This window comes from Streptomyces sp. NPDC042638 (assembly GCF_040647235.1).
GTDB classification, from domain to species: domain Bacteria; phylum Actinomycetota; class Actinomycetes; order Streptomycetales; family Streptomycetaceae; genus Streptomyces; species Streptomyces rameus.
Genome location: NZ_JBEZBT010000001.1, coordinates 288,511 through 313,299, shown reverse-complemented (window position 1 = coordinate 313,299; position 24,789 = coordinate 288,511). Strand labels below are relative to the sequence as shown.

Genomic DNA, 24,789 nt, shown 5'->3' with positions numbered 1-24,789 from the left:
AGTCCCCGTCGGTCCCTGTCAGTCCTCGAAGCCCTCGGCCGCCCGCCTCTCGCGCAGCTCGCGGATCGCCCGGCGGCGGGCCAGGCGGTGGGTGCGGCGGATCTGCGCCTCCTGGTGACGGCGGCGGTCGCGGTCGGTCTCCGGCATCACCGGCGGCACGCGGCGCGGCTTGCCGTCCGCGTCCACGGCCGCGAAGACCAGGTAGGCCGAGCCGACCTGGGTGGGCGGGGTCGACTCGTTCCAGCGCTCGGCAAGGACGCGCACGCCGACTTCCATGGAGGTCCGGCCGGTCCAGTTCACCTGTGCCTTCACATGGACCAGGTCGCCGACGCGGACCGGCTCCAGGAACGCCATCTCGTCCATGGACGCGGTGACGGCGGGACCGCCGGAGTGCCGGCCGGCCACCGCGCCCGCCGCGTCGTCCACCAGCTTCATGATCACGCCGCCGTGCACCGTCCCCAGCAGGTTGGTGTCACTGTGGGTCATGATGTGGCTGAGCGTGGTGCGCGAGGCGGACGTGGGCTTGCCCGGGATGTCCGGCTCCACTTCCGTGGCCTGGTCTGTCATGCCCTCCACCTTATGCCGACGGTCATTCGCGGAATTTGTGTCGTCTTCGCAACAGCGGCGCCCTGATTTTCCGACAGCCCTATGGAGTACACCTCGCCGCCCGGCACACTGGGGCGCATGAATGACTGGCCCGAGGGATGGTCCGACGACAACCGTGGCCCGCGCTACGGACGCGGCAGCGCCGGCGCACAGCCGGAGGGGGCCCGCGCGATGCGTCAGGTGCGGCGTGGCCCGGCGGTACCGCCCGGACCGCGCTCGGCGTACGGCAACACCGGCCCGGCGGCGCCGCCGTACGGGGCCGGCGTGCCGCAGCAGCCGTCGTACGTCGACGGCCGGGGACATGACGACGGCGCCGGCTACGGCGAGTACGACAGCGGCTACAACACCGGCCAGGTCTACGGCTCCCCCGGCGGCCGGGGACCGGACGACCCGGCGGGCACGCCCGGCCGCGCCCCGCGTCCCGCGCCCAACTGGCGGCGCCGGATCAAGTGGACGGCGATCACGCTGGCGGCCGTGGTCATCGTCACATCGGTCGCGACGTACTTCTGGGCCGACTCCAAGCTGCGCCGCGAGGTGGACCTGTCCAAGGTCATCGACAGACCGCAGTCGGGCGACGGCACGAACTACCTGATCGTCGGCTCGGACAGCCGCGAGGGCATGTCCAAGGCGGACGAGAAGAAGCTGCACACCGGCGGTGCCGAGGGCAAGCGCACGGACTCGATGATGATCCTGCACGTCGGCGGCAACGGCGACACGCTGATCTCGCTGCCGCGCGACTCGGACGTGGTGGTCCCCTCGTACAAGGGCTCGACGTCCGGGAAGGTCTACCCCGCGCAGGGCCGGCACGCGAAGCTGAACGCGACCTACGCCGAGGACGGGCCGACGCTGCTGGTGCGCACGGTCGAGGCCAACACCGGACTGCACATAGACCACTACGTGGAGATCGGCTTCCAGGGCTTCGCCAGCATCGTGGACGCGGTCGGCGGCGTCGACATCACCATCGACAAGGGCTTCAAGGACAAGTGGTCGGGCGCCGACTTCCAGGCCGGCAAGCAGACCCTGAACGGTCAGCAGGCCCTCGCGTTCGTCCGTACCCGGCACGCGTTCGCCGCGTCCGACCTGCAGCGCACCAAGAACCAGCAGAAGTTCCTGGCCGCGTTGGCCCATCAGGTGGCGACCCCGTCGACGATTCTCAACCCGTTCAAGTTCTACCCGACCATGGGTGCGGGCCTGGACTCCCTGATCGTCGACAAGGACATGTCCCTGTGGGACCTGGGCTCGATGTTCTGGGCGATGAAGGGGGTCAGCGGCGGTGACGGCACCTCGATGAACATGCCGATCTCCGGCTCCACCGGCGGCAACCTCGTCTGGGACAAGGCGAAGGTGAAGACGCTGGTGGACGAGCTCAACAACGACGAGAGGGTCACCGTCTCCGGCAACTAGCCGACCGCCGTACGCGGACCAGGGGCCCCCGCGCGGGTGCCCCTGGTCCTGTCGGCCGGGGCAGGCTCACATGCCGGCGCCCGCCATCGCCCGGCAGGTCTGCGCACAGCGGCGACACGCCTCCGCGCAGCGCATCATCTGCTGGTCGTCCGGCATGGACATACACGCCTCGGCGCACATGTCGCACACCTTGGCGCAGAGCATGCACATCTCGGCGGACATGGGCGAGCGGCGCATCATCATGTCGGCGCACATGCGGGTCATCTCGGTGCAGTCCAGCAGGGCGCGCATGATCTGCATCTGCTGCTGGCCGCCGCCCTTCTGCATGCAGGAGCTCATGGTCTCCTCGCACATGCTGTGGCAGCTCATGCAGGCCTCGATGCACTCCTGCATCTGCTGGGTGGGGGCGGGTGTCATCTGCGACTGGGTCATGGCTCCTCCTGGGAGGCGGGGGCCCGTGGCGGACCCCGTGTGCTTCCGTCCTACGTCCCGGCGCCCGGCCCCGCATGTGACCGACCGGTCGGGAGGTCCGCCACGACGGCAAAAAGGCGCCCCGTGGGGGGCGCCTTTCCCATGCGCTGCGAAACCGCGGCCCGTCAGGGCAGGTTGCGGGCCATCACGATCCGCTGGACCTGGTTCGTGCCCTCATAGATCTGCGTGCTTTACAGGTCATACGACCCTGACCTGCACGAAGACCCCTCCTAGAGAGGGCCTCCCCAGCATTTCCCCATGATCGTCAACAGTCTGTGCAGGCCCGAGGCGCGCTGGAGGCCCCGCCGCCAGTCGCGCGGTATACGAGCAGGCCCGACGCAAGTTACGCGGTTTCCCGTTCCGTCAACCGTGATCGCTTGACCGGTGCGCACAGCCCTCGGGAGCATCAACCCAGAGGCGGGGTACTGGCAGCGGCACGGGAGAGGGGAACCCAGACCATGAAGGTCACCAAGCTGGTCAGCACGTGCGACATCAAGGACTGCCCGACGATCTACGCCACGGATCGCGGCACCTTCCTGGTACAGGGCGAGACGCCGACCGACCACGGGCTTCAGATTCCCGCGCACGAAACCCTGGTCGAGATCCCGATGGAACTGATCCAGAAGGCCATCCGTGACAACCTCATCTAGGACCCTCGGCGACCTCTTCGAGGCATTCGAACGCGAGGCATTCCGGCTGGAGACCCTGGATGACTACAGCAAGTCCGGGAGCGTCGACGCCTATCAGGCATTCCTGGCCGGGGAGCCACAGCCTGACGACTACAACGCAGGCTGGATCGAAGAACTACGCTCGCACACCGAGAAGGGGAAGCGGGTATACCGGGTCCATATCCTGTCCCGCCCGCTCACGGACTATCTCAGGTTCGAACTCGGCTGGGGCTACCACAAGAATGTGAGCGGGGGTGAAGAGTTCTTCATCCTCGACATCACCGACAAACCCAACCCCCTGGAGAACGTTCCGGATTTCTGGTTCTTCGACTCCGAATCCGTGGCCGTGATGAACTACGACGGAAGCGGAAAGTACCTGGGATCGGAAGTGCTACCGCCGGAACGAACAGCGGAATTCACGCGGTACCGTGATGCGGCTCTCGCGCACGCGGAACCGTTCACCGAATGGTGGGCCAAGTACGGGACGTGAACAGAGCACAGCTTGGAGCCGCGCTGCGGGCGCTGCGAGTGGCATCCGGCAAGGAAGCCAAAGCGGTGGCCCGCAGCGCCCTCATGTCTCCGTCCAAGCTGTCCAAGATCGAGAATGCGAAGCTGGCACCCAGCGCCACGGACGTAGAGCGCATCCTGACCGCCATCGGTGTCTCGGACGAGGTCAAAGCGGAGTACGCGGAAGCCGCACGCGCGTCTGCGACGGAGGCGACGGCGTGGCGCTTGCTCAAGCGGATCGGGGTCCACAAGGGCCAGCAGGCCGCCAAGGCTTTGGAAGCCCAGATGTCTGTACTGCGGCTGTTTCAACCCGCGCTCGTTCCAGGCCTGCTCCAGACTCCCGAGTACATCAGGGCCATTCTGCAACGGCACAATCTGAGTGAAGACGCACTCACGCGAACGATCAATGGGCGACTCGAACGGCAAGCGGTTCTCTACGACAACGCAAAGTCGCTCCGGTTCATCATCACCGAACCTGTTCTGCGCTGGCGCATCGTGCGACCACAGATGATGGCTGCTCAGCTTGATCGCATCGTCTCCATTTCGCGGCTCTCCCACGTGGACATCCGGATAGTCCCTCTGCGAGTTCAGCAACATGACATCGCAAATCATGCCTTCGTCATCCGTGACGACCGCATGGTGACGGTTGAAACCGTCCATGCCGAAGTCGTCGTTACGGACCCGCGAGATGTGAGTCTCTACGTTGATAAGTTCGAAGGATTCGAGCGAGCCGCGCTGGCCGGCGACGAAATGCGGGATCTGATCGAAAGCATCCGCAACGACTTTTTGCGGGAACAGGAAACAGGCTAGAGGCGCAATCGTGGGCCGCCGAAGATGGGGGCCATGGTGAGCGACAGCAAGGCACATGGGACCGAAGCGGCTGATCATCTGGGCAGCAGTGAGGCCCGACAGTTCCTCTCCCGTCTCTCCGGAGCGTTCGGCGTCGGCGGCGTGCTCATGGTGCAGAAGAGCGACCTTGGCCCCGAAGGCGCGGACCTGGCGCCGAGTTCGGCTTTGCACTGGCCTCGGTGTGAGTGCGGGAGCCCGAAGTGTCCTGACTACAAGCCCCCGCCGAATAGCCCGTCAGCGGGACTGAGCGGCAGAGTCGCCACAGCCAACGCGCGGAGCAGTAGGGGTGGGCTGTGAGCGTCAGAGCGGCGATGCGGTACGTCATGCACCGGATCACCGAGCATCCCGACACGGACGTGACGTTCGAGGCCGAGTGTCTGCACTGCAAGTGGAAGGCGACACCTTCCACCGACTCGGCGTCCGTCGATGTGGAGTGCATGAGCCACACGGGCCGCTCCGGTCACGCCGGTTTCCGACGTATCAGGACCTCGTTCGCCATGGTTGTTCGCGCCGAGTAAAACCCCGCCGCAGTTGTGAGGACCTGGACTCCCGCCCGGTAGGGCGGCGGCGGTCAGTCATGGCCACGATTAGTTGAGCAGGAAGGTGCAGTGATGAAGAACGGAACCGACCTGTACGCGCTCGACATCAGCGGGACCTCGTTCGTCCAGGCGTGCAGCGGCCCCTGTACCGAGGGGTTCGTGACCCTGGCCCGCACCGGTAAGGACGCTAGGGCTGCGTGATCTCAAGCGGCTGAACGCGCAGCCGCTTGCAATTCACGAGCGGAAGCAGGACCAGAAGACCGCCACTGCGTAGGCTCTCGCTGGAGCTGGCCAGCTCGCGCTTCAGGAGATCGAGCGTCGTCAGGCCAAGTCCGCTGCTGCGGCTCCTGCCGAGCCCATCGCGCTGGCCAGGGCGTCGGCGTAGTTACTTGACGTCCGGTTCATGATGATCTGTCCACTGGTCGGGGGCGACTCGACGGTAGCCCCGCGGCGATCCTGCCCCTACCTTCCGCTGTGCGCTCACCGAGCGGTGATCCAAGCGGTGATCGCCGACCCGGCACAGGTGATCAGGGCCGTCAACAACCGCACGGGGACGCGCTGCACGGTCATCCGGAAACCGCCAACACGGATGTCCAGGACCGGGGCATTCTGCTCGGGCTCCATTCGCTGACCCTCCATCAAGTCGCTTGTAGAGCTGGATTTCCCTACAGACCTCTACTATCCCCACGTAGGCCTCAGAGAGTGCACTCGGGGTCGCCAGCGAGGCCTAGAAATGGCACCGAGTGCCACTACCCCTCGCTCCCTTGCCCTCTTTGCGGTGATTCTGGAATTGCCGCGTGGCCTTTATGGCGGTTTTCGCTGCTCATTCGCCCGTCAAAGCGAGAAGATCATCCGCAGGAAGTTCTACTTGGATGGCCTCATGCCCGGGACTTCGGCGTACTCGAATGACGCCCGGTTCGCGATCATCCGGGGCCGAGGAGTGCGAGGGGGCGACGAGGGTCGCAGGCGTTGCGGCGGAGGCTTGCTGCGATGCTCTTCACTCCGGTGGTGCCGGAGCTGGCATATCGTCATGAACTTGGCGTCACGCGACTACGGCGAAGTCCTGCCGCGCTGGCTCCCGCTGTCCAGCCGTCTTTCACGGGCCTGACAGCCCAACGGCCTTGTGGGCCAAGGGCACTTACGCCTTCATGCTCCCATGGCCTCCCTGGCGTCGCTACGCTGGCAATGTGTCTGAACACGAGGTAGCTGATCCGCGGATCGCCTGGAGTTGGCACATTAGCCAGGCCAACAACTGCGCTGCGTCGAACGAGGATGAAGGCCGCTCAGCCCCGCCTGATGGCGTACCTCGGGCGCCCCTACCTCGACGGCCACGGCCCCACGGGCAACCGACGTCCAACTCCCCGTCCGACAGCCCCCAAGGGCTCAGGAGGTCCGAGTCAGGCCCTCAGGTCTTCAGAGCGCCGAGCGATGTTCGGGGTCGGTTGGCCAATCTTCGGCGGGGCGTTAGTCCTACTGGCACTGCTCAGCAAAGGGCCATCGAAAGCGCCACCCAGGCACTTCAACGTCAGGCCGAGCCTGAACTGTTCAATGAGATCCTCGCGAGCGGCGCAGTAGCGGCCTCTGTGACCGCCGCCGCCACCGTCGCCAAGGCAAAGATCGACGCCACCACTCAGCGGCGCAGGGACGCCCTGGACGCGGAGACCCAACGGTTCAAGATCGAGTCCGATGAGCGCGTGGCGAAGTTTCAGGCCACGAAGGAGGCTCAGAGTGCTCGGTTCCGAGCGCAGCAGCCCACTGACTGAGGTAGAGGGGTCCACCTCGGGCTGCGATAAGGAAATAAATCGCCCCCGGCTTCGGCCGGGGGCTCTTCTTTGTTTAGGTACTACTTCGCCTCAGCCATTCGGGAGTCATGTCCGGCCATCCTTCCGCTTTAGCCTTTGCAACCTTCTCGGCGTAGCACGCGCGATACCAATCCACGCCTAGGTCGTAGGGATAATTCCCGGGCGTTTCACGGAGGAACCACGATCGGCGTTTCGGGTCTGCTATCTCGGCTGCAACCGTGTCGAGGTCATCGAGCAGCCCCAGCACTCCTTCATGTACAGACAGATACATGTCCCGAAGACTCTTACCGCCGAAGTCTGACTTCTGGGCTGTGCCGTTCCCACTCCACCGGTGGCGCAGGTCCCATCCGATGTACAGCTCAGCCGGAGTCTTGTCGCCCTTCTGCCGGTTGCAACGGTGGCAGGCCGGCGCGAGGTTCGACATGTCGTCGGCTCCCCCGTCAGAGAACGGTATGACGTGATCCATGGTCTCTGAGGCCCCGCCGCAGTACACACAGCAACCGTCGTTGGCCTCAAGGACGCACAACCACACCCAAACACGGTGTTGTCGACGTCTCCGACTCTTGAGGAACACCAGTTTCAGTCCTTGCCGACGTTGCGAGCGTCGCCGTCGATGGTGATGTTGTTTGAGCAGCCGTCCGGATCTTCCGGGTGGTTCTTCGCGCACCACTTGTCGATCTGGTCGTCACACTCGACCATCTTGTTCGCGTCCGCGTTACTTACGCCGGACACGCCAGCCCACCGCTTCGCACAGGCCGGCGGCCCGTCGTTGTGGTTGACCTGCGAGCTGATCCAGCCGCCTGAGGCGCCGATGATGCAGGCGACGAGAAGCACCTTCGGCCAGCCGTAGCGGTGAACGATGGTTCTGAGCGGGCGCTGGCCCTGTGCCGTTTGCATATAGATGTACCCCCCCCCCCACATGGTTCGTGTGATCGGTGATCATAAGTGGTTGATTCGTGAACGAGAAGAGGGGCTCCAGTGAAGGAGGGGCGAGGAGATGAGACTCCTGGCCCGTGACTATGGACAGCGCTGAAAGAACGAAGCCCCCGGAAAGTAGTCCGGGGGCTGATTGATTTGCTACAGCAGTGCGCGGAACGGGTTCTCTCCGAGCGGTTCGGGCCGCTCGGTCACGGAAACCGGCGGGCGAACCGACCGCTTCGGTTCCGGCGCAGGCTCCGGGGCCCGTTTCGGTTCCGGACGATAGGCGTCCAGGCGGACGACAGTTGCGCGGTTCTGTTCACACTCCGCGCTGGCCGGCTGCGGCTCAGCGTGACGGGAAGTGTCCCGGTTCCTGTTGCTGGCCGTGCTGGCCGGCTGCGCCGCAGAGTCACCGGAACTGTCACCGCGGAGTGAGAAAACGGTGGTCGGTCGGCCCGTCTTGCCCGACCGCTCCACGGCCACGACGATTCCGGGAAGTGCCTTGACCTCAGCGGCCGTTGCCCCGACGAACGGAAGAACCTGAGAGGACATGGCCCGCCCGCCGTGCATCTCGATTCGGGCCCGGACCTTGTCCGCGAGGCTGAGCGGCTGTCGCTTCACCTTCGGAGAGGTAGCCCCCTTGGTGATGCGTACGGCGTCCTGCACCGACCGCCGAACCAGAGTGAACGCGGCAGACAGCATCTCTCCCGTAATCGTCTCGGAGCACTCAGAAGCGGCGAGACAGGCCGCAACCCTCAGCGTCTGTTCTGCCGTCCGTTCGATGAATACGGCCTGCCCTTCCGGCAGTGCCTCACCAAGGATGCGCGCATAGCGCCGTACGATCCGCCACAAGGGCCGGGCGTCCTCCCCGAGGGTGACCACACGGGGCCGGGCAGTGGCCCAGCCGTAGGCGTCGGACAGCTCCCACCCGTCCACCTTCGGCAGGGTCACCCGATCGTCATCGAGCATCGGCACGGAGCCGAGCAGGAACGGCAGGATGCGGTTGTACGAGCCTCCGGCCGCTTCCGACTCGCCCACGTACTTGGTCCAGTCGGACGGGGTGATGTGCGCGTGCAGGACCATGGCGGGATCGCGGACTTCCTGGGCCTCATCCTTGGTGGTGTTGCGGAGAGTTACACCGTCCCAGGCAGCGCGGAGCTTGGTGGTGAAGGACGGGTCACGCTTGACCCGCTTCAGTACCTCGGTCCATTCCTCCTCGATCACGACCGTCCGCACATCCCGACCGTGTTCGGTCTCGGCCGTGGCTTCCTGCTGGTCCCACAAATGGTTGACCATGCTGGCCCCGGAAGTGATCCCGGACGTGGTGTGCGTGGCCAGGAAGCGGCCCAGGGAAGCGTCCAGCACGTGATGCGCGGCCCGCAGCGCGGTTCCCTTCCCCCTGCCCGTACCGGCCACGAGGGCGGACCACAGCAGCACGGGACGGGCGTTGCCACGGGATGACACCTTGACCGTGCCGCCGATAGCGGCCGACCACATCGACAGGGCGGCCACGTACACCCCCAGCGCATCCGTTTCCAGGAAGGGGGCGATCTTGCGAACCGCGCGACCGATCGGACCGTACAAAACAGGGGCGCTCATGCTGCCTGCGCTTTCTGGGAGTTGGTTTGGTTGTGGGCGCGGACGGGTCGCCACCGGCCCCCGTCCTTGATGACTGCCTGGGGGTGCTTCTTGCTCTTGGGGCTGAGCGGTAGCACGTCGCCCCCGTCGGCCGGGATCACCACGGCCTTGCACTGTGCTTCCCTGGTCTGCCCGACCTGGGCCGACCGCTTCACAGCGGCCAGGGTGAACGGGTCATCGCTGACGATTCCCATCCGGCGCCTGCCGTTCGGGGTCGTCCAGATCACCCAGCTACCGGGCGCGTAGTCGCTCTTGCTCGGTTTGCTTCCCGCTCCGTATCCGGTGGCGTTCTTCCACACACTCAGATCAGTGGGCCGGGGATGACGGCCGCAGTCAGCGGCCGTCACTGTGGGCGCGGCACTCAGGCCGCTGCCGCTTTTCCCTCCGACGCGTCCCGGTGCGTCAGTTCGTAGGCGTGCCGTACATGCATCGGGATGCGTCCCTTGGTGGGGATGGAGTAGCCGTTCTCTCGCGCCCACTCTCGTACGGCACGGTTCCGCTCACGTTCACTCATTCCGGAGCGGTCAATCTTGGCGGGCTGCGGAAGCGGATCACCGCCGACCAGTTCTCCGGCCCGGATCGCGTCACGGAAGCGGCCCGGCTTGCGTACGTCCATCACGGGGACGGAGCGCCCTGCCGCATCGCGCAGTTTGGTGCCGTTCCGGTCGCCGCCCTCCCCAAGGATCAGCAGAACCGTACTGCCATCGGCCCGGCCCACCACCTCATAGCCAAGGTTGCGCACTGCTTCCCGCGCGTCTTCCCAGTCGTACCCGGGAACCTCACCAGCGATCATCACGGATCGAAACGACGCAGGGTCGGACTCAGCCACGGGTGCCGCTTCCTGCTCCGGCTCCGGCTCCGGCTCCGGCTCCGAGACAGGCTCAACAACCGGCACAGGCTCAGGTTCATTCGGTGTGATCTGGTTCTCAGACGGAGCGCCCAACGCATCGCAGAGGTAACGACCGAATGTGACGTCATGCTCCAAGCACAGGTGCCACGTGTCCTTGCCCAGCGTCAGAGATGACGCGGCCTCTACCTCAGAACCGTCACGCGCAATGTGCGCATCGCAAAAGGTGTACTCGACCGGGACAAGAACCGTTTTGCGCATGGCGAATAGCCCCCAGGAATAGATGCGACTGGATAGAAGTAGTCAGGTCCGCTGGAATCAGTCCATCAGCGCGACCACCGCTCCGCATTTCGTTCCCTGCGAAGCAATGTATCCACCATATCAAATGCGGGCGCGAATTTCGAGAATATCGAATAACGCTCCGATAACTTGAATTCCTAGTGACGAGGAAAATCGGAGAGTAATGGAAGGTGCATCGCCGCAGGTCAGAGGCATGTTTGACTATTGGTCAGAGGTGGGGGTAATACCTCAATTCGATAAGCGCGGACCCGCCGGGGGCGCTAGCCATCCATCGTGTGTCAGCCAATCAATTTTCGGGGTCGGTGAGGCCGGCGGGGAAGGCGGCCATCCCGTTCACCCATTCACGCCATCCGGGCACTCGAAGCACTTTCCCGGATCGTGCCTGCGACCGTCACGCCACGGCTCCTCTTCATCACACGCAAGCCAGGCAATATGCAGGCAGTGCAGATCCCAGCAAACATTGCACTGAATGCGCGTTTCCCCTATGGGGCCGTTCTCAAATGTGCTGATGTCTGGGTACTCCACACCCACTACATGTGACGCGCTGATATCCCTTGCGCCGACGGCCTGGGCAGCCTTGCGGCGGGCCACCTTCTTACTCATCGCCCATCACCCACCCGAGCGTACGCATTCCCTCCGGAGTGAGCCCCAGAGCCTTTACAAGGTGCCGGTATTCCATGTGCTGAGTGTTCGAGGCCATACCAGCGAGAATCGCGGACCAGTAGACGACCACAGCGGCCACGACACCGGCCGTGGAATCGTCCCACTGTGACGCTTGCGGCGTCTCCCACAGCTCAACCCAGTAGGCCCGCTCGTGATCCGACCAGTCACGGCCTGCCGGAAGCTCCGGTACTGGCAAATTGTGCTCCAGTGGGAGAACAGTGAGCTTCTGCGATTCGCGATAACGGCTGTTTGGTGAATGGGGCTGACGAGCCTTAGGCATGCTTCCTCCGAAAAACGGGCAGTCACGGCCGGCCGAGCCGTGCGTGATCAATGGATGGTGAAAAGGAACGGGCCCCCGCCACCTATCAGCGGGAGCCCGAACCAATCCAGAATCAGGAACAGGGAACGACTGTTATGTGACCGCGCACTGTTAAGCGGCATCTTCCTCAGGCGGTGCGACGAAGTCTCCGAACTCAGCCCGGTTGCCTCGGTACTGGTCGATCAGGCCCAGGTCCTTGGCGCTGTCGAAAGTGAGTCGGCCGTCCGAAGTGGTCCGCCAGGCGTTCACCTCTTCGCCCAGGGCGCCAGAGAATCCGCGCCACTTGGGCCAGGCCAGCTCTCCCCCGGTTGTAGCCCACAGGAAACGGCTGACGCTGCCTGCCAACTGGGCGCGTGCCGCTTCTGCCTTGGCGATTGCGGCCCGGTACTGCTTCAGTGCACGCTCAGACTGCTCGAACCCCTGGCGGGCCAGCTCCGGCAGCTCCTTCACGATGGCCTGAGTCACTGCGGATTCGGCCTGTTCCACGGCAAGGGCCAGTGCAGGCTCTACCCGCTCGTACTCCTTCACTCTGGAACGGACCTCGGCCAGAGCCTCGTCACGATCAGGAAGCGGTCGGCCCTCGGATACTGCCTGCATCTCCTGCTTCCTGAGTTCCCTATCCGCCTTGCGCAACGCGGGAACGTAGTACTCACGCGACGTACGGCCGTGGCTGTCATCGATGTACTGACGAGCGCAGTCCGCATTCTCCATTCTGTACTTGCGATGACGTTCCTCCAGATCGTCACGCTTGCGAATCAATTCCAGAGTCTCGTCAGAGAGCTGAAATGCCGACAGATCAAATCCTCGGTGAATGATGGGCATGGGTCTCCTCATATTTCAGTTACGGCCGAACATCAGGTCATCAAAATGGCCCGAGCGTCGGGCCTGGGAAATCTGCTCCGGCGACATGCGGGCGAGATCGTCCCGCGTGTACTGCGCGGGCCTGGCCTCCTGCATCGCCTTCAGGATTTCGGCTCGGATCATTGCGCGCATCGGGTCATCGTTCATCGTTGTTCTCCTTGGCTATGCGATGAATCTCGGCAAGCTGAATCGCTCGGGCGGAGTTCTCATCCCCTCCGGCCTGTTCGACCAGGGAAGCGATCGGAATCCGGAGGTGATGAGCAATGACCACGAACGTAGTCAGGCTCGGCTTACGCTCACCACGCTCCCACTGGTAGACAGCCTGGGTGCTGCACCCGATTTGATCGGCTAGCTCCTTGACGGTGATTCCCAAACTGAGACGTCGAGATTTTCCCTTCTCAGGGTCATACATGGTTCCTCCAAGCATTCGAGTGAGTAACAAGAAGAGCAAAAGACAGGGCCACTGGGTGGCTGAGAGGTGAAGAAATCCGGTGATGCCACAGAGGCGACTATCACTCCACTTGACCTAAAATCCTCTGACTGAGAATCCGAGTGAAGAGGGCCGCTTGGGGGGCGGCCCTACACCTCACAAGAGGACAACGTAAGAGAAGACACTGCCCCCCCTTACCCCCCACTGTGAACGAGATCAGCAGAGAGCAAGAGGAGGAGTGTTTCTCTACGTTGTCATCTCACAGGGAGGTTTCCGCAGAGCCCCGTAACGACTTGGGAACTGCCCGGCCGTGTAGGCCGTGCCAGAGGCACACCGCCGAGTGTGCATGGCCCCAGAGGATCGCTCCTCCACTGTTCTGAATAAATGCGACACAGGCGGGGGACGCCCTGAAGCGGCTACCGCTGTCACCTTCCGGTGGTGTTGATCCGGCCCCACAGCTCTCGGTAGCCGGACAGGTCTTGCTCCTCCAGGCCGTCAAAGTCGTACACGAGGTTCCTGTGCTGCCCCACTCGGATTCCCGCATACCGCGAACGCCGCGTGCGGGCCTTGGCTGCCTTCTGGTGAGCCTGGCAGTACCTTCGGGGCCGTCCACGCTTTTGTACCGTCTGCGAGGCATACAGAGGCTCACAGCATCCGGTCCATTGACAGAACTCGGGGGGAGAGTTGCGACGCTCCACCGTGAAACCGGAGCCGTATTGCGCGCTGGCTTCCTCCGCTTGGGCAAGAAGGGAGACCAGTTCGCCGTAATGGTCGGGTTGCTCCGCACCGGGCCGCTCCCGCATGAGGGATTCCAGGTCTCGACGGTTCAACTCTGGGTCGAAGCCCGGAAGTGCCGCCACGATGGGAACCCAACTCAAAGGAACCATCCCGGTATGCGCCGCCGCTATTCGATCAAATTCCCCTTCTTCCCGCTCCGGCCAGAAGCCCGGCCACTCTTCGGATGCCTGTTCCCCAGCCGCCTCTAGAAGTGCATCCGCACGCCGTTCCAAATCGGCCTGTCCCCATTCGCCCATCGGCGGGATCGTCTTCGTCACGCAGTCCTCTCGGCAAACAAAAAGCCCCCGAATTACCTCGGGGGCGTTCGCGTATTGCAGTTCTTCAATTCTGGTCGTCCAGCCATTTTTCCAAGTCGGCCGGTCGGCAGCGAAGGGACTGACCCACCTTGCGGAACGGGATCTGTTCGGCCTTCCAGTTCCCGTACACCCAGGAACGGGGCTTGCTCAGGTAGTTGGCCACGTCGTCAACGGTCATCAGTCTCGGGTACGCCATTCATCCTCCAAGAAACAAGAAAGCCCCCGAAGACCCTCGGGGGCTCAATGCGTATTAAGTGCTAGGTGGTTCAGCCGTTTTGGCTACCTGCTTCAGCCATTTCCTCAAGTATGGCTTTGGCCTTGTCCGTCAACTCTCCACCCGCCTTACCGGCAACTGTGGTCAGGAAGCCGTCCCTTCTCGCCCGCTTCAGGTGATCCTTCACCGTCTCAGGTCGGCGGCCGATGAGCCGGGCCAGCCATGGAATGGGCGCAGGAGCCCCAAAATCCGCCATGGCGGTGTACGTGGCTACAAGCAAGGTCAAGTACCGCTCTGAGACGCCTTCGCCCTCCAGGGAGAGCCCCGCCGCCTCTCCCATCTCGTTCAGCTTCCCTGCCACCTCCTCCAACGTCCGCTGGGCTTCGGGAGCCTGCTTGGCCAGCTCCAGGGCTGCGGCTACATCGAGCCTGCGCAGGACAGTGGTCGAGATACCCCGTGCCACCTCACGAGCAGGGGCACCTTCGGCCGGCTCGATGGTGATCCGCTGTGGCCCCCCGTTGACCGGCCCCACGGGCCACCACATGCGGACCACCCAGGCGCCCTGCTGCTGAGTGATCTCAAACCCGCTGTCATCCGCTTCCATATCACTCAAGTTAACACACCCAGGGGGTTCCACCCTGTGTTGACAACCCAGGGTGGTCGACGTGCAAACTTGGAAACGCCGGGGAGTGACCGGCGCGACGGCGGGGTGGGCCCGTACGTCGGCAGCAGCAGGAGGGGGCCGCTTCAGTGGCAAGGGCATGGGTCGCGCGGTCAAAGGACGGCCCGAAGAAGTGGACGACGTTCTGGTACGACCCGGACGGCAAGCAGCGACAGAAGACGTTCGAGACCAAGAAGCGGGCTGACGACCAGCGCAAGCGCAAGGAACAGGAACTCGACGCCGGGACCTACCTGGACGACCGCTTGGGCAAGCAGCCCGTGACGGCCGTGTGGGAGCAGTGGACCAATCAAAGGAAGCTGGAGAACAGCACCAAGAAGCAGTACCGGTCCATCCTCAACACGACCATTGAGCCGTTCTTCAAGGCCCGTTCCATCGTGTCCCTGAAGGTCGCAGACGTTGAGCAGTGGCTCTTGTGGATGGAGCAGGACCGGAAGCTCTCCGCCCGCACACGCCGTCAGCGATTCTCGTTCTTCTCCGGGATGATGGACTGGGCTGTCGTTAACGAGATCATCGGCCGGAACCCGTGCAAGAAGGTCAAGGGCGCCGGAAGCCGCGCCAAGGAGATCCGGGAGCAGAAGAGCACCGCAAGGCGGCTCACGACGCGGGAAGTTCTGGCGATGCTGGATGCCGCTCCTCCGCGATACCGCGCGATGCTGTGGCTCATGGCCGGGTGCGGCCTGCGGCTGGGTGAGGCCATGGCGGTGTCCCGCGATCAGATCGACTTCAAGGCCGAGACGCTTCGCGTCGACTTCCAGATTGCGGAGGACGGAGACACCGAGTCAGGGAAGAACAGCGCGATCCAGCGTCGGCACATCAAGGCTCGTGACGAAGGCGAGCCAGGGCGTTCCGTCCCCCTCCCGCCGAACGTCGCCTTCGAGCTTCGGCGGCACATCAAGAACCACGGCGTATGGGGGCCGGAGCGGCTTCTCTTCCCCAACGTGACGCGGACCGGCTACCTCTACGCGTCGTACTTCTACCCGAAGGTCTGGATGGAGGCTCTGGGCAAGGGACAGGTGAAGTACTGCAAGGCCCACTCACTCCGGCACTACTACGGGTCGCGGCTGCTGTACGCCGGAGTCCCCGAGAACGATGTGGCCGACTGGATGGGCCACAGCAGTACGGACGTGCTGAGGGAGCACTACCACTACATCTTCGAAGGGGCCGAGCAGCGCGGTCGGGCCGCCATCGCGACGATGTTGACGCCCGGCGCCGACGACCCGACGGAGGCATCGGAGGTCGCCTGATCCGCGTACGACAACAGCCCCCGGCGTCGCGCCGGGGGCTGTGTTGTTTGTGCAGGTCAGTGGCTGTTTTCAGTCCAGCGTCGGCCCAGGATTCCCCCAGCATGACGCCCAGGAACGGCCCTGATCGGGCCGCAACGGACAGAAAGCCGAGGGCGTCCCTCCGGACCTTCGAAACAGCTTCTGACCTGCAAAAACCCTGCTAAGGCAGGTTCCTCGCCATCACGATCCGCTGAACTTGGTTCGTTCCTTCATAAATCTGGGTGATCTTGGCGTCGCGCATCATGCGCTCCACCGGGTAGTCGCGGGTGTAGCCGTAGCCGCCGAGGAGCTGGACGGCGTCGGTGGTGACCTCCATCGCGGTGTCCGAGGCGAAGCACTTGGCGGCGGCACCGAGGTAGGTGAGGTCGGCGTCGCCGCGCTCGGAGGCCGCGGCGGCCTGGTAGGTGAGCGCGCGGGCCGCCGAGATCTTCATGGACATGTCGGCGAGCATGAACTGGACGCCCTGGAAGTCGGCGATCGGCTTGCCGAACTGCTTGCGCTCCTGGACGTAACCCTTGGCGTAGTCGAAGGCGCCCTGGGCGACACCGAGCGCCTGGGCGGCGATCGTGATGCGGGTGTGGTCGAGGGTCTTCATGGCCGTCAGGAAGCCGGTGCCCTCCTCGCCGATCATGCGGTCGGCGGGGATGCGGACGTTGTCGAAGTAGACCTCGCGGGTCGGGGAGCCCTTGATGCCGAGCTTCTTCTCCGGGGCGCCGAAGGACACGCCCGGGTCGGACTTCTCGACGACGAAGGCGGAGATGCCCTTGGAGCGCTTGGACGGGTCGGTGACGGCCATGACCGTGTAGTACTCGGAGACGCCGGCGTTGGTGATCCAGCGCTTGACGCCGTTGAGGATCCAGTGGTCGCCGTCGCGGACGGCCCTGGTCTTCATGCCGGCCGCGTCGGAGCCCGCGTCCGGCTCGGAGAGGCAGTACGAGAACATCGCGTCGCCCTTGGCCAGCGGCCCCAGGTACTTCTTCTTCAGCTCCTCGGAGCCGGAGAGGATCACCGGGAGCGAGCCCAGCTTGTTCACCGCGGGGATCAGGGAGGAGGAGACGCAGGCGCGGGCCACCTCCTCGATCACGATGACCGTGGCGAGCGCGTCGGCGCCGGCGCCGCCGTACTCCTCGGGGACGTGCACGGCGTGCATGTCGTTGGCCACCAGGGCGTCGAGGGCCTCCTGCGGGAAGCGGGCCTCCTCGTCCACCGCCGCGGCGTACGGCGCGATCTTCGCCTCGACCAGGGAACGGACGGCGTCCCGGAGCATGTCGTGCTCCTCGGACGGGCGGTACAGGTCGAAGTCAGCCGATCCGGCCACGGTCTCTCACGCTCCAAAGACGCAGTGATACTGACGCTAATTACCGTTAAGTAACTCGAATTTTAGAGGGCCGCCCGCGGGACGCCTACGTGAGCTACACGACAGCGGGGAAATTGCCCGGTGGGCGGCCCGACTATGCTCGGCTCCGCACTGCCGACGTACCCGAGCTGGAGCGCACCCATGAGCCTGAGGATCACCGTGATCGGCACCGGCTACCTAGGCGCCACGCACGCCGCGGCCATGGCCGAGCTGGGCTTCGAGGTGCTGGGTCTGGACGTCGTCCCCGAGAAGATCGCCATGCTGGAGCGCGGCGAGACCCCGATGTACGAGCCGGGCCTGGAGGAGCTGCTGCGCAGGCACGTGGCCGGGATCGAGGGGGCCACCGGGCGGCTGCGGTTCACCACCGACTGGGCCGAGGTCGGCGCCTTCGGCGATGTGCACTTCGTGTGCGTGAACACCCCGCAGAAGCACGGCGAGTACGCCTGTGACATGTCGTACGTCGACTCCGCGATCGCCTCGCTCGCCCCGCATCTGCGCGGCCCGGCGCTGGTCGTCGGCAAGTCGACCGTGCCGGTGGGTTCCGCCGACCGGCTGGCCGCCTACCTCGCCGAGCACGCGCCGGCGGGCGGCGACGCCGAGCTGGCGTGGAACCCGGAGTTCCTGCGTGAGGGCTTCGCGGTCCAGGACACCCTGCACCCGGACCGGATCGTGGTCGGTGTGCGCAGCGAGCGCGCCGAGAAACTGCTGCGCGAGGTGTACGCGACGCCCACGCAGGAGGGTGCGCCGTTCGTCGTCACCGACTTCCCCACGGCCGAGCTGGTGAAGACGGCCGCGAACTCCTTCCTCGCGACCAAGATCTCCTTCATCAACGCGATGGCGGAGGTGTGCGAGGCCGCCGGCGGTGACGTCGCGAAGCTCGCTGAGGCCATCGGGCACGACGACCGGATCGGGAAGAAGTTCCTGCGCGCCGGGATCGGCTTCGGCGGCGGCTGCCTGCCCAAGGACATCCGGGCGTTCATGGCCCGGGCGGGTGAGCTGGGCGCGGACCAGGCGCTGACGTTCCTGCGCGAGATCGACTCCATCAACATGCGCCGGCGGGGCCAGATGGTCGAGATGACCCGGGAGGCGCTGGGCGGCGGATCGTTCCTCGGCAAGCGGGTGGCGGTGCTCGGCGCCACCTTCAAGCCGGACTCGGACGACGTCCGTGACTCCCCCGCGCTGAACGTGGCGGGCCAGATCCACCTCCAGGGCGGCCAGGTGACGGTGTACGACCCGAAGGGCATGGAGAACGCCCGCCGGGTCTTCCCGACCCTGGGCTACGCCGACTCCGCGCGGGCGGCCGTACGGGGCGCCGACGTGGTGCTGCACCTGACCGAGTGGCGGGAGTTCCGCGAGCTGGATCCGGCGGCGCTGGGCGAGGTGGCGGCGGCCCGGCTGCTGCTGGACGGGCGCAACACCCTGGACCCGGAGCTGTGGCGCCGGGCCGGCTGGACGTACCGCGCGATGGGCCGCCCGACGGCCTGACGGCACGGAACGGGTGACGCCGGTTCGGCCGAGGCTCAGTCGGCCGAACCGGCGTCTGTCCGCATTCTGCACCAAGCCGCCGTACCTCACGGCCCCTTCGCCCGGTACCGGCGCATCTTGGCACGGGCGCCGCACACCTGCATCGAGCACCAGCGCCCGCGGCCGGCGGGGCTGCGGTCGTAGTACGCCCAGTGGCAGGTGTCGGCCTCGCACGCCTTGAGCCTGGTCCAGGTGCCGGCGACGAGTGCCTCGGCGACCGCGGCGGCGACCCGGGAGAGCAGGGGGCCGGTGTCGGCGGCGGCGAGGCGGGCCGAGCCGTCGTGGTCGTCGACGGCGACGTACAGCGGGGCCCGCGCCAGCAGGGTGCCCAGCGGGGTGACCGCGCGGTGCGGCGGGTGGCCGGCGTGGGCGAGCAGCGCGGCCCGCAGCGCCTCGCGCAGTTCGCGGGCCCCGGCGAGCCCCGCCCGCGTGATCCCGAGGTGACCGCGGCCCTCCGGCGTGTCCAGCGAGTCGGTGCCCGTCTCGATGTCCAGCGTGTTCACCAGTGCCTCGACCAGGGCCAGGCCACCGGGAGCGGCCGATCTCTCGCTCATGCTTGCGACGTTACCCCTTGTGCGGGAGTATGCGGTAACCGTTACCGGTTACCCGTCTCTGTGGGTAACACCAGGAGGTAGTCATGGCTCTCGCCACACTCGACGTCGTGGTGCTGGACTGTCCCGACCCCCGTGCGCTGGCCGGCTTCTACGCCGCTGTGCTGGGCGGCACGGTGGAGCAGGACCCCGAGGACGGCGACTGGGTGGACCTGAAGGTGCCCGGCGGGGCGGCGCTCGCCTTCCAGCGGGCGCCCGGGTTCGTGCCGCCCGAGTGGCCCGCGGCCGACCAGTCCCAGCAGTTCCATCTGGACCTGGCCGTGGAGGATCTGGACACGGCCGAGAAAGGGGTGCTGGAACTGGGCGCGCGGGCACTGGACACCGCCGACCGGTCCCGGACCTTCCGTGTCTACGCCGACCCTGCGGGGCACCCGTTCTGTCTGTGCGCCTGCTGAAGGCGGATCAGGAACAACCGGAGAGAACCGGGGAGAACCGGGGAGAACTAGGAGGACATCATGGCGTCCGTGGCACGTTTACGTTCCATCGTGCTCGACTGTCCCGACCCGCGCGCGCTGGCCGCCTTCTACGCGGCGGTGGCCGGAGGCACCCCGCAGGCCGAGGACGACGACTGGGTCGTCCTGCGGGTCCCGGACGGCCCGCGGCTGGCCTTCCAGCGGGCCGAGGGGCACACCCCGCCGGAGTGGCCGCGCGCCGACCGCAACGGCCAGCAGTTCCATCTCGACTTCGACGCGGGCCCGACCTGGGCGGACGTCGACGCGGCGCACGAGCGGGTGCTGGCGCTCGGCGCCCGCCCGCTGGACCTGGAGGACCGCGAGAAGAAGGACTTCCAGGTGTACGCAGACCCGGCCGGGCATCCCTTCTGCCTGTGCCGGATCGAGGAGCCGTGACCGCGGCCTGAGCGGGCGGCCGTGGCCGCGTCCTAGAGGGTGTCCAGGTCGCCGATCCGTACCGTCGACGCGTCCCGGCGGTGCTGGGCGGCGCGGGCCGTGAAGTCCGCGCTGCGCAGCACCCGCTGGACGTTCCCCCAGGTCAGCAGGGACAGCTCGGTCTCGGACCAGCCGCGCCGCAGCAGTTCGGCGATCAGGTGGGGGTAGCGGGAGGCGTCGGCGAGGTCGCGGGGGTGGACGACCCCGGAGTCGTAGGTGCCGGACAGGCCGACGCACTCGGGGCCGGCCACGTCGCGGACGTGGTCGAGATGGTCGGCGACGTCCGGGACGGTAGGGCCGGTCTGCTCGGCGGTCAGCGGCACCATGCACAGGCCTTTCGCCCTGCCGAGGGCGACGAGCAGTTCGTCGGGCAGGTTGGCCGGGTGCGGGCGCAGGGCGCGGGCGGCCGAGCGGGTGCACAGGACCGGGGTCTTGGACAGGGCGACGGTCCGCTCGACGGTGGCCGGGGAGGCACCGGTGACATCGGCGAGCACGCCGAGCCGGTTCATCTCCCGCACGACCTCCTCCCCGAACCGGGTGAGTCCCGACGCGCCGGCCCAGGCGGTGCCCGCGAGGGTGAGCACCCGCAGTCCGAGGTCCCGCAGGACGCGCAGGATGCCGAGGGAGTCCTCCAGCGCGGCGCCGGGCGCGGGACCCAGCACCACGGCGACCCGGCCGCGGTTGCGGGCGTCGATGATCTGCCCGGCGGTGCGCACCAGCCGCAGCCCCTCCGGGTGGGCCTCGATGACCGTGCGCACCAGGTCGAGCTGTTCCAGGGCCGCCGCCACCGCGCACCCGCCGCCCGGCCCCTCGGGCAGGTGCAGCGACCAGAACAGGGCGCCGACATGCCCCTCGCGCAGCCGGGGCATGCCCGTGTCGACGGCGGCCTCGCCCAGCTCCAGGTCGTACCAGGGCAGATGGCGCAGGGCCCAGGGCAGGCCGCTGTAGCCGTCGGCGACCGGGTGTTCGGCGAGCAGGGTGCGCGCCCGCGCCAGCAGGTCGGCGTCCGGCTGTTCCGCAGGCGTGTATCCCCGGCCGAGCGACGCCGGTACGGGGGGAGGGGCGTCCGGCAGGATGTCGTCCTCGCCGACCTCGGTCGTGGTGGGGATGTCGTCCTGCAGGTCGGCCATGTCGGGCTCCGTACGTCTCGTGGGCTACGTCGGTCGTGAGCTACGGCGTGCTGTGGCTGGCGTACCGACACGGTCGCACGGAGCGCGGTGAACCTTCCTGGTGAGTGGGGCGTTCGGGGGTACACCGCAGGGGCGGCCGGGCGGGCCGGCCGCCCCTGCCGCGGCGCCTCAGTCCTTCGCGCCGTCCAGCGACTCGATGGTGGCGAGGGAGGGTCCGCGCGTGGCCGTCAGATCCCGGGCGACGTCCTCCGCCGCGCCCAGGACGCGCACCGCGTTCTGCCAGGTCAGCTTGGCCAGGTCGGCCTCTGACCAGCCGCGCCCGAGCAGCTCGGCGAGCAGGTTGGGGTAGCCGGAGACGTCGTTCAGGCCGTCCGGGGTGAAGGCGGTGCCGTCGTAGTCGCCGCCTATGCCGAGGTGGTCGATGCCGGCCACCTCGCGCATGTGGTCCAGGTGGTCGGCCACCGTGGACACCGTGGCGACCGGGCGCGGGGCGCGCTCCTCGAAGGCGCGGTGGATCCGCATGGCCTCGGGGCTGGTGTCCAGGTGGTGCAGGCCGTGGGCGCGCATGTTCTCGTCGGCCGCGGCCGTCCACTCCGCGGCCGCCTGGAGCACGAACTTCGGTACGAAGGTCACCATCGCCACGCCGCCGTTGGCGGGCAGCCGCTCCAGGACGTCGTCGGGGATGTTGCGGGGGTGGTCGCACACGGCCCGGGCGGAGGAGTGCGAGAAGATCACCGGGGCGGCGGCGGCGTCCAGGGCGTCCCGCATCGTCGTCGCCGCGACGTGCGAGAGGTCGACGAGCATGCCGAGGCGGTTCATCTCCCGCACGACCTCGCGGCCGAAGGCGGTCAGGCCGCCCGCCGCCGGCTCGTCGGTCGCGGAGTCGGCCCAGTCGACGTTGGAGTTGTGGGTGAGCGTCATGTAGCGGACGCCGAGGGCGTGCAGGCCGCGCAGGGTGCCCAGCGAGTTGGCGATGGAGTGGCCGCCCTCGGCTCCCATCAGGGAGGCGATACGGCCGTCCCGGCGCGCCGCCTCCATGTCCGCGGCCGTCAGCGCGGGCGCCAGCTGTGCCGGGTAGCGGGCCAGCAGCTGCCGGACGCAGTCGATCTGCTCCAGCGTGGCCGCGACCGGCTCCGGCTGCTCGCTCGGCACGTACACCGACCAGTACTGGGCGCCGACCCCGCCCTCGCGCAGCCGCGGCAGGTCGGTGTGCAGGTGCTCGTGCTGGTCACCGGCGATGTCCAGGGCGTCCAGGTCGTAGCCGGTCTGCTTGCGCAGTGCCCAGGGCAGGTCGTTGTGCCCGTCGACCACGGGGAACTCGCGCAGCAGCGCACGGGCGGTGTCCAGCGGGGCCGACGAGTTCACCGGCGTCACTTCCCGAAGCCGAAGCCGCCGGCGCCCTCGACCTTGCTGCGCAGCCGCTTGCCCTTCTCGGTGGCCTGGTCGTTGAGGTCCTGCTGGAAGTCACGCATCCGGTGCAGCAGGTCCTCGTCGTGCGCGGCGAGCATCCGGGCCGCGAGCAGCCCGGCGTTGCGGGCACCGGCGACGGAGACCGTGGCGACCGGGACACCGGCCGGCATCTGCACGATCGACAGCAGGGAGTCCATGCCGTCGAGGTACTTCAGCGGCACGGGCACGCCGATGACCGGCAGCGGGGTGACGGAGGCGAGCATGCCGGGCAGGTGGGCGGCACCGCCCGCACCCGCGATGATCGCCTTCAGCCCGCGGTCGGCCGCCTGCTCACCGTAGGTGATCATCTCGCGGGGCATGCGGTGCGCCGAGACGACGTCGACCTCGTAGGCGATCTCGAACTCGTCGAGGGCCTTGGCGGCGGCCTCCATGACGGGCCAGTCGGAGTCCGACCCCATGACAATGCCTACGACCGGGCTCATTCGGTGATCGTCCCTCTCAGGTAGCCGGCTGCGTGACGGGCGCGTTCCAGCACATCGTCCAGGTCGTCGCCGTAAGTGTTGACGTGTCCGACCTTGCGGCCGGGCTTCACGTCCTTGCCGTACATGTGGATCTTGAGCTTGGGGTCGCGGGCCATGCAGTGCAAGTACGCGGAGTACATGTCCGGGTAGTCGCCGCCCAGGACGTTGACCATCACCGTCCACGGGGCGCGCGGGCGCGGATCGCCCAGCGGCAGGTCCAGGACCGCGCGGACGTGGTTGGCGAACTGCGAGGTGATCGCGCCGTCCTGGGTCCAGTGCCCGGAGTTGTGCGGGCGCATCGCCAGCTCGTTGACGAGGACGCGGCCGTCGCGGGTCTGGAACAGCTCGACGGCGAGGTGTCCGACGACGCCCAGTTCCTTCGCGATGGTCAGGGCCATCTGCTCGGCGTGCAGGGCGAGGTCCTCGTCCAGGTCGGGCGCGGGGGCTATCACGGTGTCGCACACGCCGTTGACCTGCTGCGACTCGACCACCGGGTAGGCGACGGCCTGGCCGTGCGGGGAGCGTACGACGTTGGCGGCCAGCTCGCGGACGTAGTCGACCTTCTCCTCGGCCAGCACCGGGACACCGGCCCGGAACGGGTCGGCGGCCTCCTCGGCGCTCTCCACGACCCACACGCCCTTGCCGTCGTAGCCGCCGCGGACGGTCTTCAGGACGACCGGGAAGCCGTCCCCCTCCCCCGCGAACCGGACCACGTCCTCCGGATCCGCCACGATCCGGTGCCGGGGGCACGGGATGCCGATCGCGTCGAGCCTGGCGCGCATCACCCCCTTGTCCTGGGCGTGCACCAGCGCGTCGGGTCCCGGGCGCACGGGGATGCCGTCCGCCTCCAGGGCCCGGAGGTGCTCGGTGGGTACGTGTTCGTGATCGAAGGTGATCACATCGCAACCCCGCGCGAACGCACGCAGCGTGTCCAGGTCGCGGTAGTCGCCGATGACGACATCGCTCACGACCTGCGCCGCGGAATCCTGAGGGGTGTCACTGAGAAGCTTGAACCTGATGCCCAACGGGATGCCCGCTTCGTGCGTCATACGCGCGAGCTGCCCCCCGCCGACCATGCCGACTACCGGGAACGTCACACCCCTAGCGTATCGGCCGTACCGGGGTGGCCGGATCGCGTCCCTCTCACGCGCTCTTACCCGGCACTTTCCCCCCTCTTTCCGACCTGTTTCCCAGCTGTGGCACGGTCCACGGGCACGGGCCGGGCCGCCCGGCTAGCATGGCAGGGTTGTCGAA

30 protein-coding genes and 1 pseudogene are annotated in these 24,789 nt (G+C 66.7%); 11 read left to right on the top strand and 20 right to left on the bottom strand.

The window, feature by feature from the left end; all coding sequences use genetic code 11:
• Window positions 1–18 precede the first annotated feature (18 nt).
• Window positions 19–567 (bottom strand): acyl-CoA thioesterase, encoded by a 549-nt coding sequence (locus AB0B40_RS01450; protein WP_345052808.1) that lies wholly within the window; start codon window positions 565–567, stop codon window positions 19–21.
• Between the two features lie 117 nt (window positions 568–684).
• Here AB0B40_RS01450 and AB0B40_RS01445 point away from each other — a divergent pair, with 117 nt between their 5' ends.
• Entirely contained in the window at window positions 685–2,010 is a 1,326-nt protein-coding gene (locus AB0B40_RS01445) for an LCP family protein (protein WP_362261993.1), read from the top strand.
• Window positions 2,011–2,076: 66 nt separating this feature from the next.
• On the opposite strand, the gene AB0B40_RS01440 is transcribed toward AB0B40_RS01445, so the two are convergent.
• Entirely contained in the window at window positions 2,077–2,442 is a 366-nt protein-coding gene (locus tag AB0B40_RS01440) for a four-helix bundle copper-binding protein (RefSeq protein WP_345052813.1), read from the bottom strand.
• Window positions 2,443–2,939: 497 nt separating this feature from the next.
• On the opposite strand from AB0B40_RS01440, the gene AB0B40_RS01435 reads away from it, so the two are divergent.
• The 5 genes and pseudogenes from AB0B40_RS01435 to AB0B40_RS01415 all read left to right on the top strand — a co-directional run.
• On the top strand, window positions 2,940–3,131 hold the full coding sequence (locus AB0B40_RS01435; RefSeq protein WP_030115393.1) for a hypothetical protein: 192 nt from the start codon (window positions 2,940–2,942) through the stop codon (window positions 3,129–3,131).
• Entirely contained in the window at window positions 3,115–3,639 is a 525-nt protein-coding gene (locus AB0B40_RS01430) for a DUF6879 family protein (protein WP_352141651.1), read from the top strand. Before AB0B40_RS01435 ends, AB0B40_RS01430 begins: the two co-directional genes overlap by 17 nt.
• The gene (locus AB0B40_RS01425; protein ID WP_362261988.1) at window positions 3,636–4,466 is read left to right on the top strand and encodes a helix-turn-helix transcriptional regulator; all 831 of its coding nucleotides are present in this window, start codon (window positions 3,636–3,638) and stop codon (window positions 4,464–4,466) included. The genes AB0B40_RS01430 and AB0B40_RS01425 overlap by 4 nt, the downstream gene beginning before the upstream one ends.
• A 332-nt stretch (window positions 4,467–4,798) precedes the next feature.
• On the top strand, window positions 4,799–5,023 hold the full coding sequence (locus AB0B40_RS01420; RefSeq protein WP_362261986.1) for a hypothetical protein: 225 nt from the start codon (window positions 4,799–4,801) through the stop codon (window positions 5,021–5,023).
• A gap of 93 nt (window positions 5,024–5,116) precedes the next feature.
• A pseudogene (locus AB0B40_RS01415) lies at window positions 5,117–5,273 on the top strand (DUF397 domain-containing protein); the annotation flags it as partial.
• 251 nt (window positions 5,274–5,524) lie between these two features.
• On the opposite strand, the gene AB0B40_RS01410 reads toward AB0B40_RS01415, so the two are convergent.
• Window positions 5,525–5,668: a hypothetical protein gene (locus AB0B40_RS01410; protein WP_362261983.1), complete on the bottom strand. Its 144-nt coding sequence runs from the start codon at window positions 5,666–5,668 to the stop codon at window positions 5,525–5,527.
• A 959-nt stretch (window positions 5,669–6,627) separates the two neighbouring features.
• Here AB0B40_RS01410 and AB0B40_RS01405 point away from each other — a divergent pair.
• The gene (locus AB0B40_RS01405; RefSeq protein ID WP_362261980.1) at window positions 6,628–6,807 is read left to right on the top strand and encodes a hypothetical protein; all 180 of its coding nucleotides are present in this window, start codon (window positions 6,628–6,630) and stop codon (window positions 6,805–6,807) included.
• A gap of 73 nt (window positions 6,808–6,880) precedes the next feature.
• Here AB0B40_RS01405 and AB0B40_RS01400 read toward each other — a convergent pair whose 3' ends face one another.
• From AB0B40_RS01400 to AB0B40_RS01350, 11 genes are all read right to left on the bottom strand, one after another.
• Window positions 6,881–7,339, bottom strand: a complete 459-nt coding sequence (locus tag AB0B40_RS01400) for an HNH endonuclease signature motif containing protein (RefSeq protein WP_362262050.1) — start codon at window positions 7,337–7,339, stop codon at window positions 6,881–6,883.
• A gap of 86 nt (window positions 7,340–7,425) precedes the next feature.
• A complete protein-coding gene (locus AB0B40_RS01395; RefSeq protein ID WP_362261977.1) occupies window positions 7,426–7,743 on the bottom strand; it encodes a hypothetical protein in 318 nt (105 codons plus the stop codon).
• A gap of 180 nt (window positions 7,744–7,923) precedes the next feature.
• A complete protein-coding gene (locus AB0B40_RS01390) occupies window positions 7,924–9,363 on the bottom strand; it encodes a DUF3987 domain-containing protein (RefSeq protein ID WP_362261974.1) in 1,440 nt (479 codons plus the stop codon).
• The gene (locus AB0B40_RS01385) at window positions 9,360–9,701 is read right to left on the bottom strand and encodes a hypothetical protein (protein ID WP_362261971.1); all 342 of its coding nucleotides are present in this window, start codon (window positions 9,699–9,701) and stop codon (window positions 9,360–9,362) included. Before AB0B40_RS01385 ends, AB0B40_RS01390 begins: the two co-directional genes overlap by 4 nt.
• 62 nt (window positions 9,702–9,763) lie before the next feature.
• Window positions 9,764–10,510: a histone-like nucleoid-structuring protein Lsr2 gene (locus AB0B40_RS01380; RefSeq protein WP_362261968.1), complete on the bottom strand. Its 747-nt coding sequence runs from the start codon at window positions 10,508–10,510 to the stop codon at window positions 9,764–9,766.
• Between the two features lie 1,132 nt (window positions 10,511–11,642).
• Window positions 11,643–12,353, bottom strand: coding sequence for a hypothetical protein (locus tag AB0B40_RS01375; RefSeq protein ID WP_362261965.1), 711 nt, complete (start codon window positions 12,351–12,353; stop codon window positions 11,643–11,645).
• Between the two features lie 15 nt (window positions 12,354–12,368).
• Window positions 12,369–12,539 carry a hypothetical protein gene (locus AB0B40_RS01370; protein WP_362113612.1) on the bottom strand — a complete coding sequence of 57 codons (171 nt, stop codon included), beginning with the start codon at window positions 12,537–12,539 and terminating at the stop codon, window positions 12,369–12,371.
• Complete coding sequence (locus tag AB0B40_RS01365; RefSeq protein ID WP_362261962.1) at window positions 12,529–12,804, bottom strand: helix-turn-helix transcriptional regulator; 276 nt, start codon at window positions 12,802–12,804, stop codon at window positions 12,529–12,531. The genes AB0B40_RS01370 and AB0B40_RS01365 overlap by 11 nt, the downstream gene beginning before the upstream one ends.
• Before the next feature lie 443 nt (window positions 12,805–13,247).
• Window positions 13,248–13,877, bottom strand: a complete 630-nt coding sequence (locus tag AB0B40_RS01360) for a hypothetical protein (protein ID WP_362261959.1) — start codon at window positions 13,875–13,877, stop codon at window positions 13,248–13,250.
• Window positions 13,878–13,941: 64 nt separating this feature from the next.
• The gene (locus AB0B40_RS01355) at window positions 13,942–14,094 is read right to left on the bottom strand and encodes a helix-turn-helix domain-containing protein (RefSeq protein ID WP_227025923.1); all 153 of its coding nucleotides are present in this window, start codon (window positions 14,092–14,094) and stop codon (window positions 13,942–13,944) included.
• 88 nt (window positions 14,095–14,182) lie between these two features.
• Window positions 14,183–14,734: a hypothetical protein gene (locus AB0B40_RS01350; protein ID WP_362261956.1), complete on the bottom strand. Its 552-nt coding sequence runs from the start codon at window positions 14,732–14,734 to the stop codon at window positions 14,183–14,185.
• 146 nt (window positions 14,735–14,880) lie between these two features.
• On the opposite strand from AB0B40_RS01350, the gene AB0B40_RS01345 reads away from it, so the two are divergent.
• Window positions 14,881–16,056 carry a site-specific integrase gene (locus AB0B40_RS01345; protein ID WP_362261954.1) on the top strand — a complete coding sequence of 392 codons (1,176 nt, stop codon included), beginning with the start codon at window positions 14,881–14,883 and terminating at the stop codon, window positions 16,054–16,056.
• Window positions 16,057–16,255: 199 nt separating this feature from the next.
• On the opposite strand, the gene AB0B40_RS01340 is transcribed toward AB0B40_RS01345, so the two are convergent.
• Window positions 16,256–17,413, bottom strand: coding sequence for an acyl-CoA dehydrogenase (locus tag AB0B40_RS01340; RefSeq protein ID WP_362261951.1), 1,158 nt, complete (start codon window positions 17,411–17,413; stop codon window positions 16,256–16,258).
• Window positions 17,414–17,593: 180 nt separating this feature from the next.
• Between AB0B40_RS01340 and AB0B40_RS01335 the strand changes: the two genes are divergently transcribed.
• Window positions 17,594–18,937, top strand: coding sequence for a UDP-glucose/GDP-mannose dehydrogenase family protein (locus tag AB0B40_RS01335; RefSeq protein ID WP_362261949.1), 1,344 nt, complete (start codon window positions 17,594–17,596; stop codon window positions 18,935–18,937).
• Window positions 18,938–19,023: 86 nt separating this feature from the next.
• On the opposite strand, the gene AB0B40_RS01330 is transcribed toward AB0B40_RS01335, so the two are convergent.
• Window positions 19,024–19,530 carry a CGNR zinc finger domain-containing protein gene (locus AB0B40_RS01330; RefSeq protein WP_345052828.1) on the bottom strand — a complete coding sequence of 169 codons (507 nt, stop codon included), beginning with the start codon at window positions 19,528–19,530 and terminating at the stop codon, window positions 19,024–19,026.
• 83 nt (window positions 19,531–19,613) lie between these two features.
• Here AB0B40_RS01330 and AB0B40_RS01325 point away from each other — a divergent pair, with 83 nt between their 5' ends.
• Both AB0B40_RS01325 and AB0B40_RS01320 read left to right on the top strand, forming a co-directional pair.
• Complete coding sequence (locus tag AB0B40_RS01325) at window positions 19,614–19,982, top strand: VOC family protein (protein WP_345052831.1); 369 nt, start codon at window positions 19,614–19,616, stop codon at window positions 19,980–19,982.
• 60 nt (window positions 19,983–20,042) lie between these two features.
• Window positions 20,043–20,435 carry a VOC family protein gene (locus AB0B40_RS01320; protein WP_345052833.1) on the top strand — a complete coding sequence of 131 codons (393 nt, stop codon included), beginning with the start codon at window positions 20,043–20,045 and terminating at the stop codon, window positions 20,433–20,435.
• A 32-nt stretch (window positions 20,436–20,467) separates the two neighbouring features.
• Here the strand turns inward: AB0B40_RS01320 and AB0B40_RS01315 are convergent, their stop codons facing one another.
• From AB0B40_RS01315 to AB0B40_RS01300, 4 genes are all read right to left on the bottom strand, one after another.
• Complete coding sequence (locus AB0B40_RS01315; RefSeq protein ID WP_362261945.1) at window positions 20,468–21,604, bottom strand: dipeptidase; 1,137 nt, start codon at window positions 21,602–21,604, stop codon at window positions 20,468–20,470.
• A gap of 168 nt (window positions 21,605–21,772) precedes the next feature.
• On the bottom strand, window positions 21,773–22,969 hold the full coding sequence (locus AB0B40_RS01310) for a dipeptidase (protein WP_362261942.1): 1,197 nt from the start codon (window positions 22,967–22,969) through the stop codon (window positions 21,773–21,775).
• Window positions 22,970–22,974: 5 nt separating this feature from the next.
• Window positions 22,975–23,496: a 5-(carboxyamino)imidazole ribonucleotide mutase gene (gene purE / locus AB0B40_RS01305; protein ID WP_362261939.1), complete on the bottom strand. Its 522-nt coding sequence runs from the start codon at window positions 23,494–23,496 to the stop codon at window positions 22,975–22,977.
• Complete coding sequence (locus AB0B40_RS01300; RefSeq protein ID WP_362261936.1) at window positions 23,493–24,632, bottom strand: 5-(carboxyamino)imidazole ribonucleotide synthase; 1,140 nt, start codon at window positions 24,630–24,632, stop codon at window positions 23,493–23,495. The genes purE and AB0B40_RS01300 overlap by 4 nt, the downstream gene beginning before the upstream one ends.
• Window positions 24,633–24,789 lie beyond the last annotated feature (157 nt).

Excerpts from the sequence above, each read along its gene's own strand:
- AB0B40_RS01450 (WP_345052808.1), bottom strand. The coding sequence starts at position 567 with ATGACAGACCAGGCCACGGAAGTGGAGCCGGACATCCCGGGCAAGCCC.
- AB0B40_RS01445 (WP_362261993.1), top strand. The coding sequence starts at position 685 with ATGAATGACTGGCCCGAGGGATGGTCCGACGACAACCGTGGCCCGCGC.
- AB0B40_RS01440 (WP_345052813.1), bottom strand. The coding sequence starts at position 2,442 with ATGACCCAGTCGCAGATGACACCCGCCCCCACCCAGCAGATGCAGGAG.
- AB0B40_RS01435 (WP_030115393.1), top strand. The coding sequence starts at position 2,940 with ATGAAGGTCACCAAGCTGGTCAGCACGTGCGACATCAAGGACTGCCCG.
- AB0B40_RS01410 (WP_362261983.1), bottom strand. The coding sequence starts at position 5,668 with ATGGAGCCCGAGCAGAATGCCCCGGTCCTGGACATCCGTGTTGGCGGT.
- AB0B40_RS01395 (WP_362261977.1), bottom strand. The coding sequence starts at position 7,743 with ATGCAAACGGCACAGGGCCAGCGCCCGCTCAGAACCATCGTTCACCGC.
- AB0B40_RS01390 (WP_362261974.1), bottom strand. The coding sequence starts at position 9,363 with ATGAGCGCCCCTGTTTTGTACGGTCCGATCGGTCGCGCGGTTCGCAAG.
- AB0B40_RS01380 (WP_362261968.1), bottom strand. The coding sequence starts at position 10,510 with ATGCGCAAAACGGTTCTTGTCCCGGTCGAGTACACCTTTTGCGATGCG.
- AB0B40_RS01375 (WP_362261965.1), bottom strand. The coding sequence starts at position 12,353 with ATGCCCATCATTCACCGAGGATTTGATCTGTCGGCATTTCAGCTCTCT.
- AB0B40_RS01370 (WP_362113612.1), bottom strand. The coding sequence starts at position 12,539 with ATGAACGATGACCCGATGCGCGCAATGATCCGAGCCGAAATCCTGAAG.
- AB0B40_RS01365 (WP_362261962.1), bottom strand. The coding sequence starts at position 12,804 with ATGTATGACCCTGAGAAGGGAAAATCTCGACGTCTCAGTTTGGGAATC.
- AB0B40_RS01355 (WP_227025923.1), bottom strand. The coding sequence starts at position 14,094 with ATGACCGTTGACGACGTGGCCAACTACCTGAGCAAGCCCCGTTCCTGG.
- AB0B40_RS01350 (WP_362261956.1), bottom strand. The coding sequence starts at position 14,734 with ATGGAAGCGGATGACAGCGGGTTTGAGATCACTCAGCAGCAGGGCGCC.
- AB0B40_RS01335 (WP_362261949.1), top strand. The coding sequence starts at position 17,594 with ATGAGCCTGAGGATCACCGTGATCGGCACCGGCTACCTAGGCGCCACG.
- AB0B40_RS01330 (WP_345052828.1), bottom strand. The coding sequence starts at position 19,530 with ATGAGCGAGAGATCGGCCGCTCCCGGTGGCCTGGCCCTGGTCGAGGCA.
- AB0B40_RS01325 (WP_345052831.1), top strand. The coding sequence starts at position 19,614 with ATGGCTCTCGCCACACTCGACGTCGTGGTGCTGGACTGTCCCGACCCC.
- AB0B40_RS01320 (WP_345052833.1), top strand. The coding sequence starts at position 20,043 with ATGGCGTCCGTGGCACGTTTACGTTCCATCGTGCTCGACTGTCCCGAC.
- AB0B40_RS01315 (WP_362261945.1), bottom strand. The coding sequence starts at position 21,604 with ATGGCCGACCTGCAGGACGACATCCCCACCACGACCGAGGTCGGCGAG.
- purE (WP_362261939.1), bottom strand. The coding sequence starts at position 23,496 with ATGAGCCCGGTCGTAGGCATTGTCATGGGGTCGGACTCCGACTGGCCC.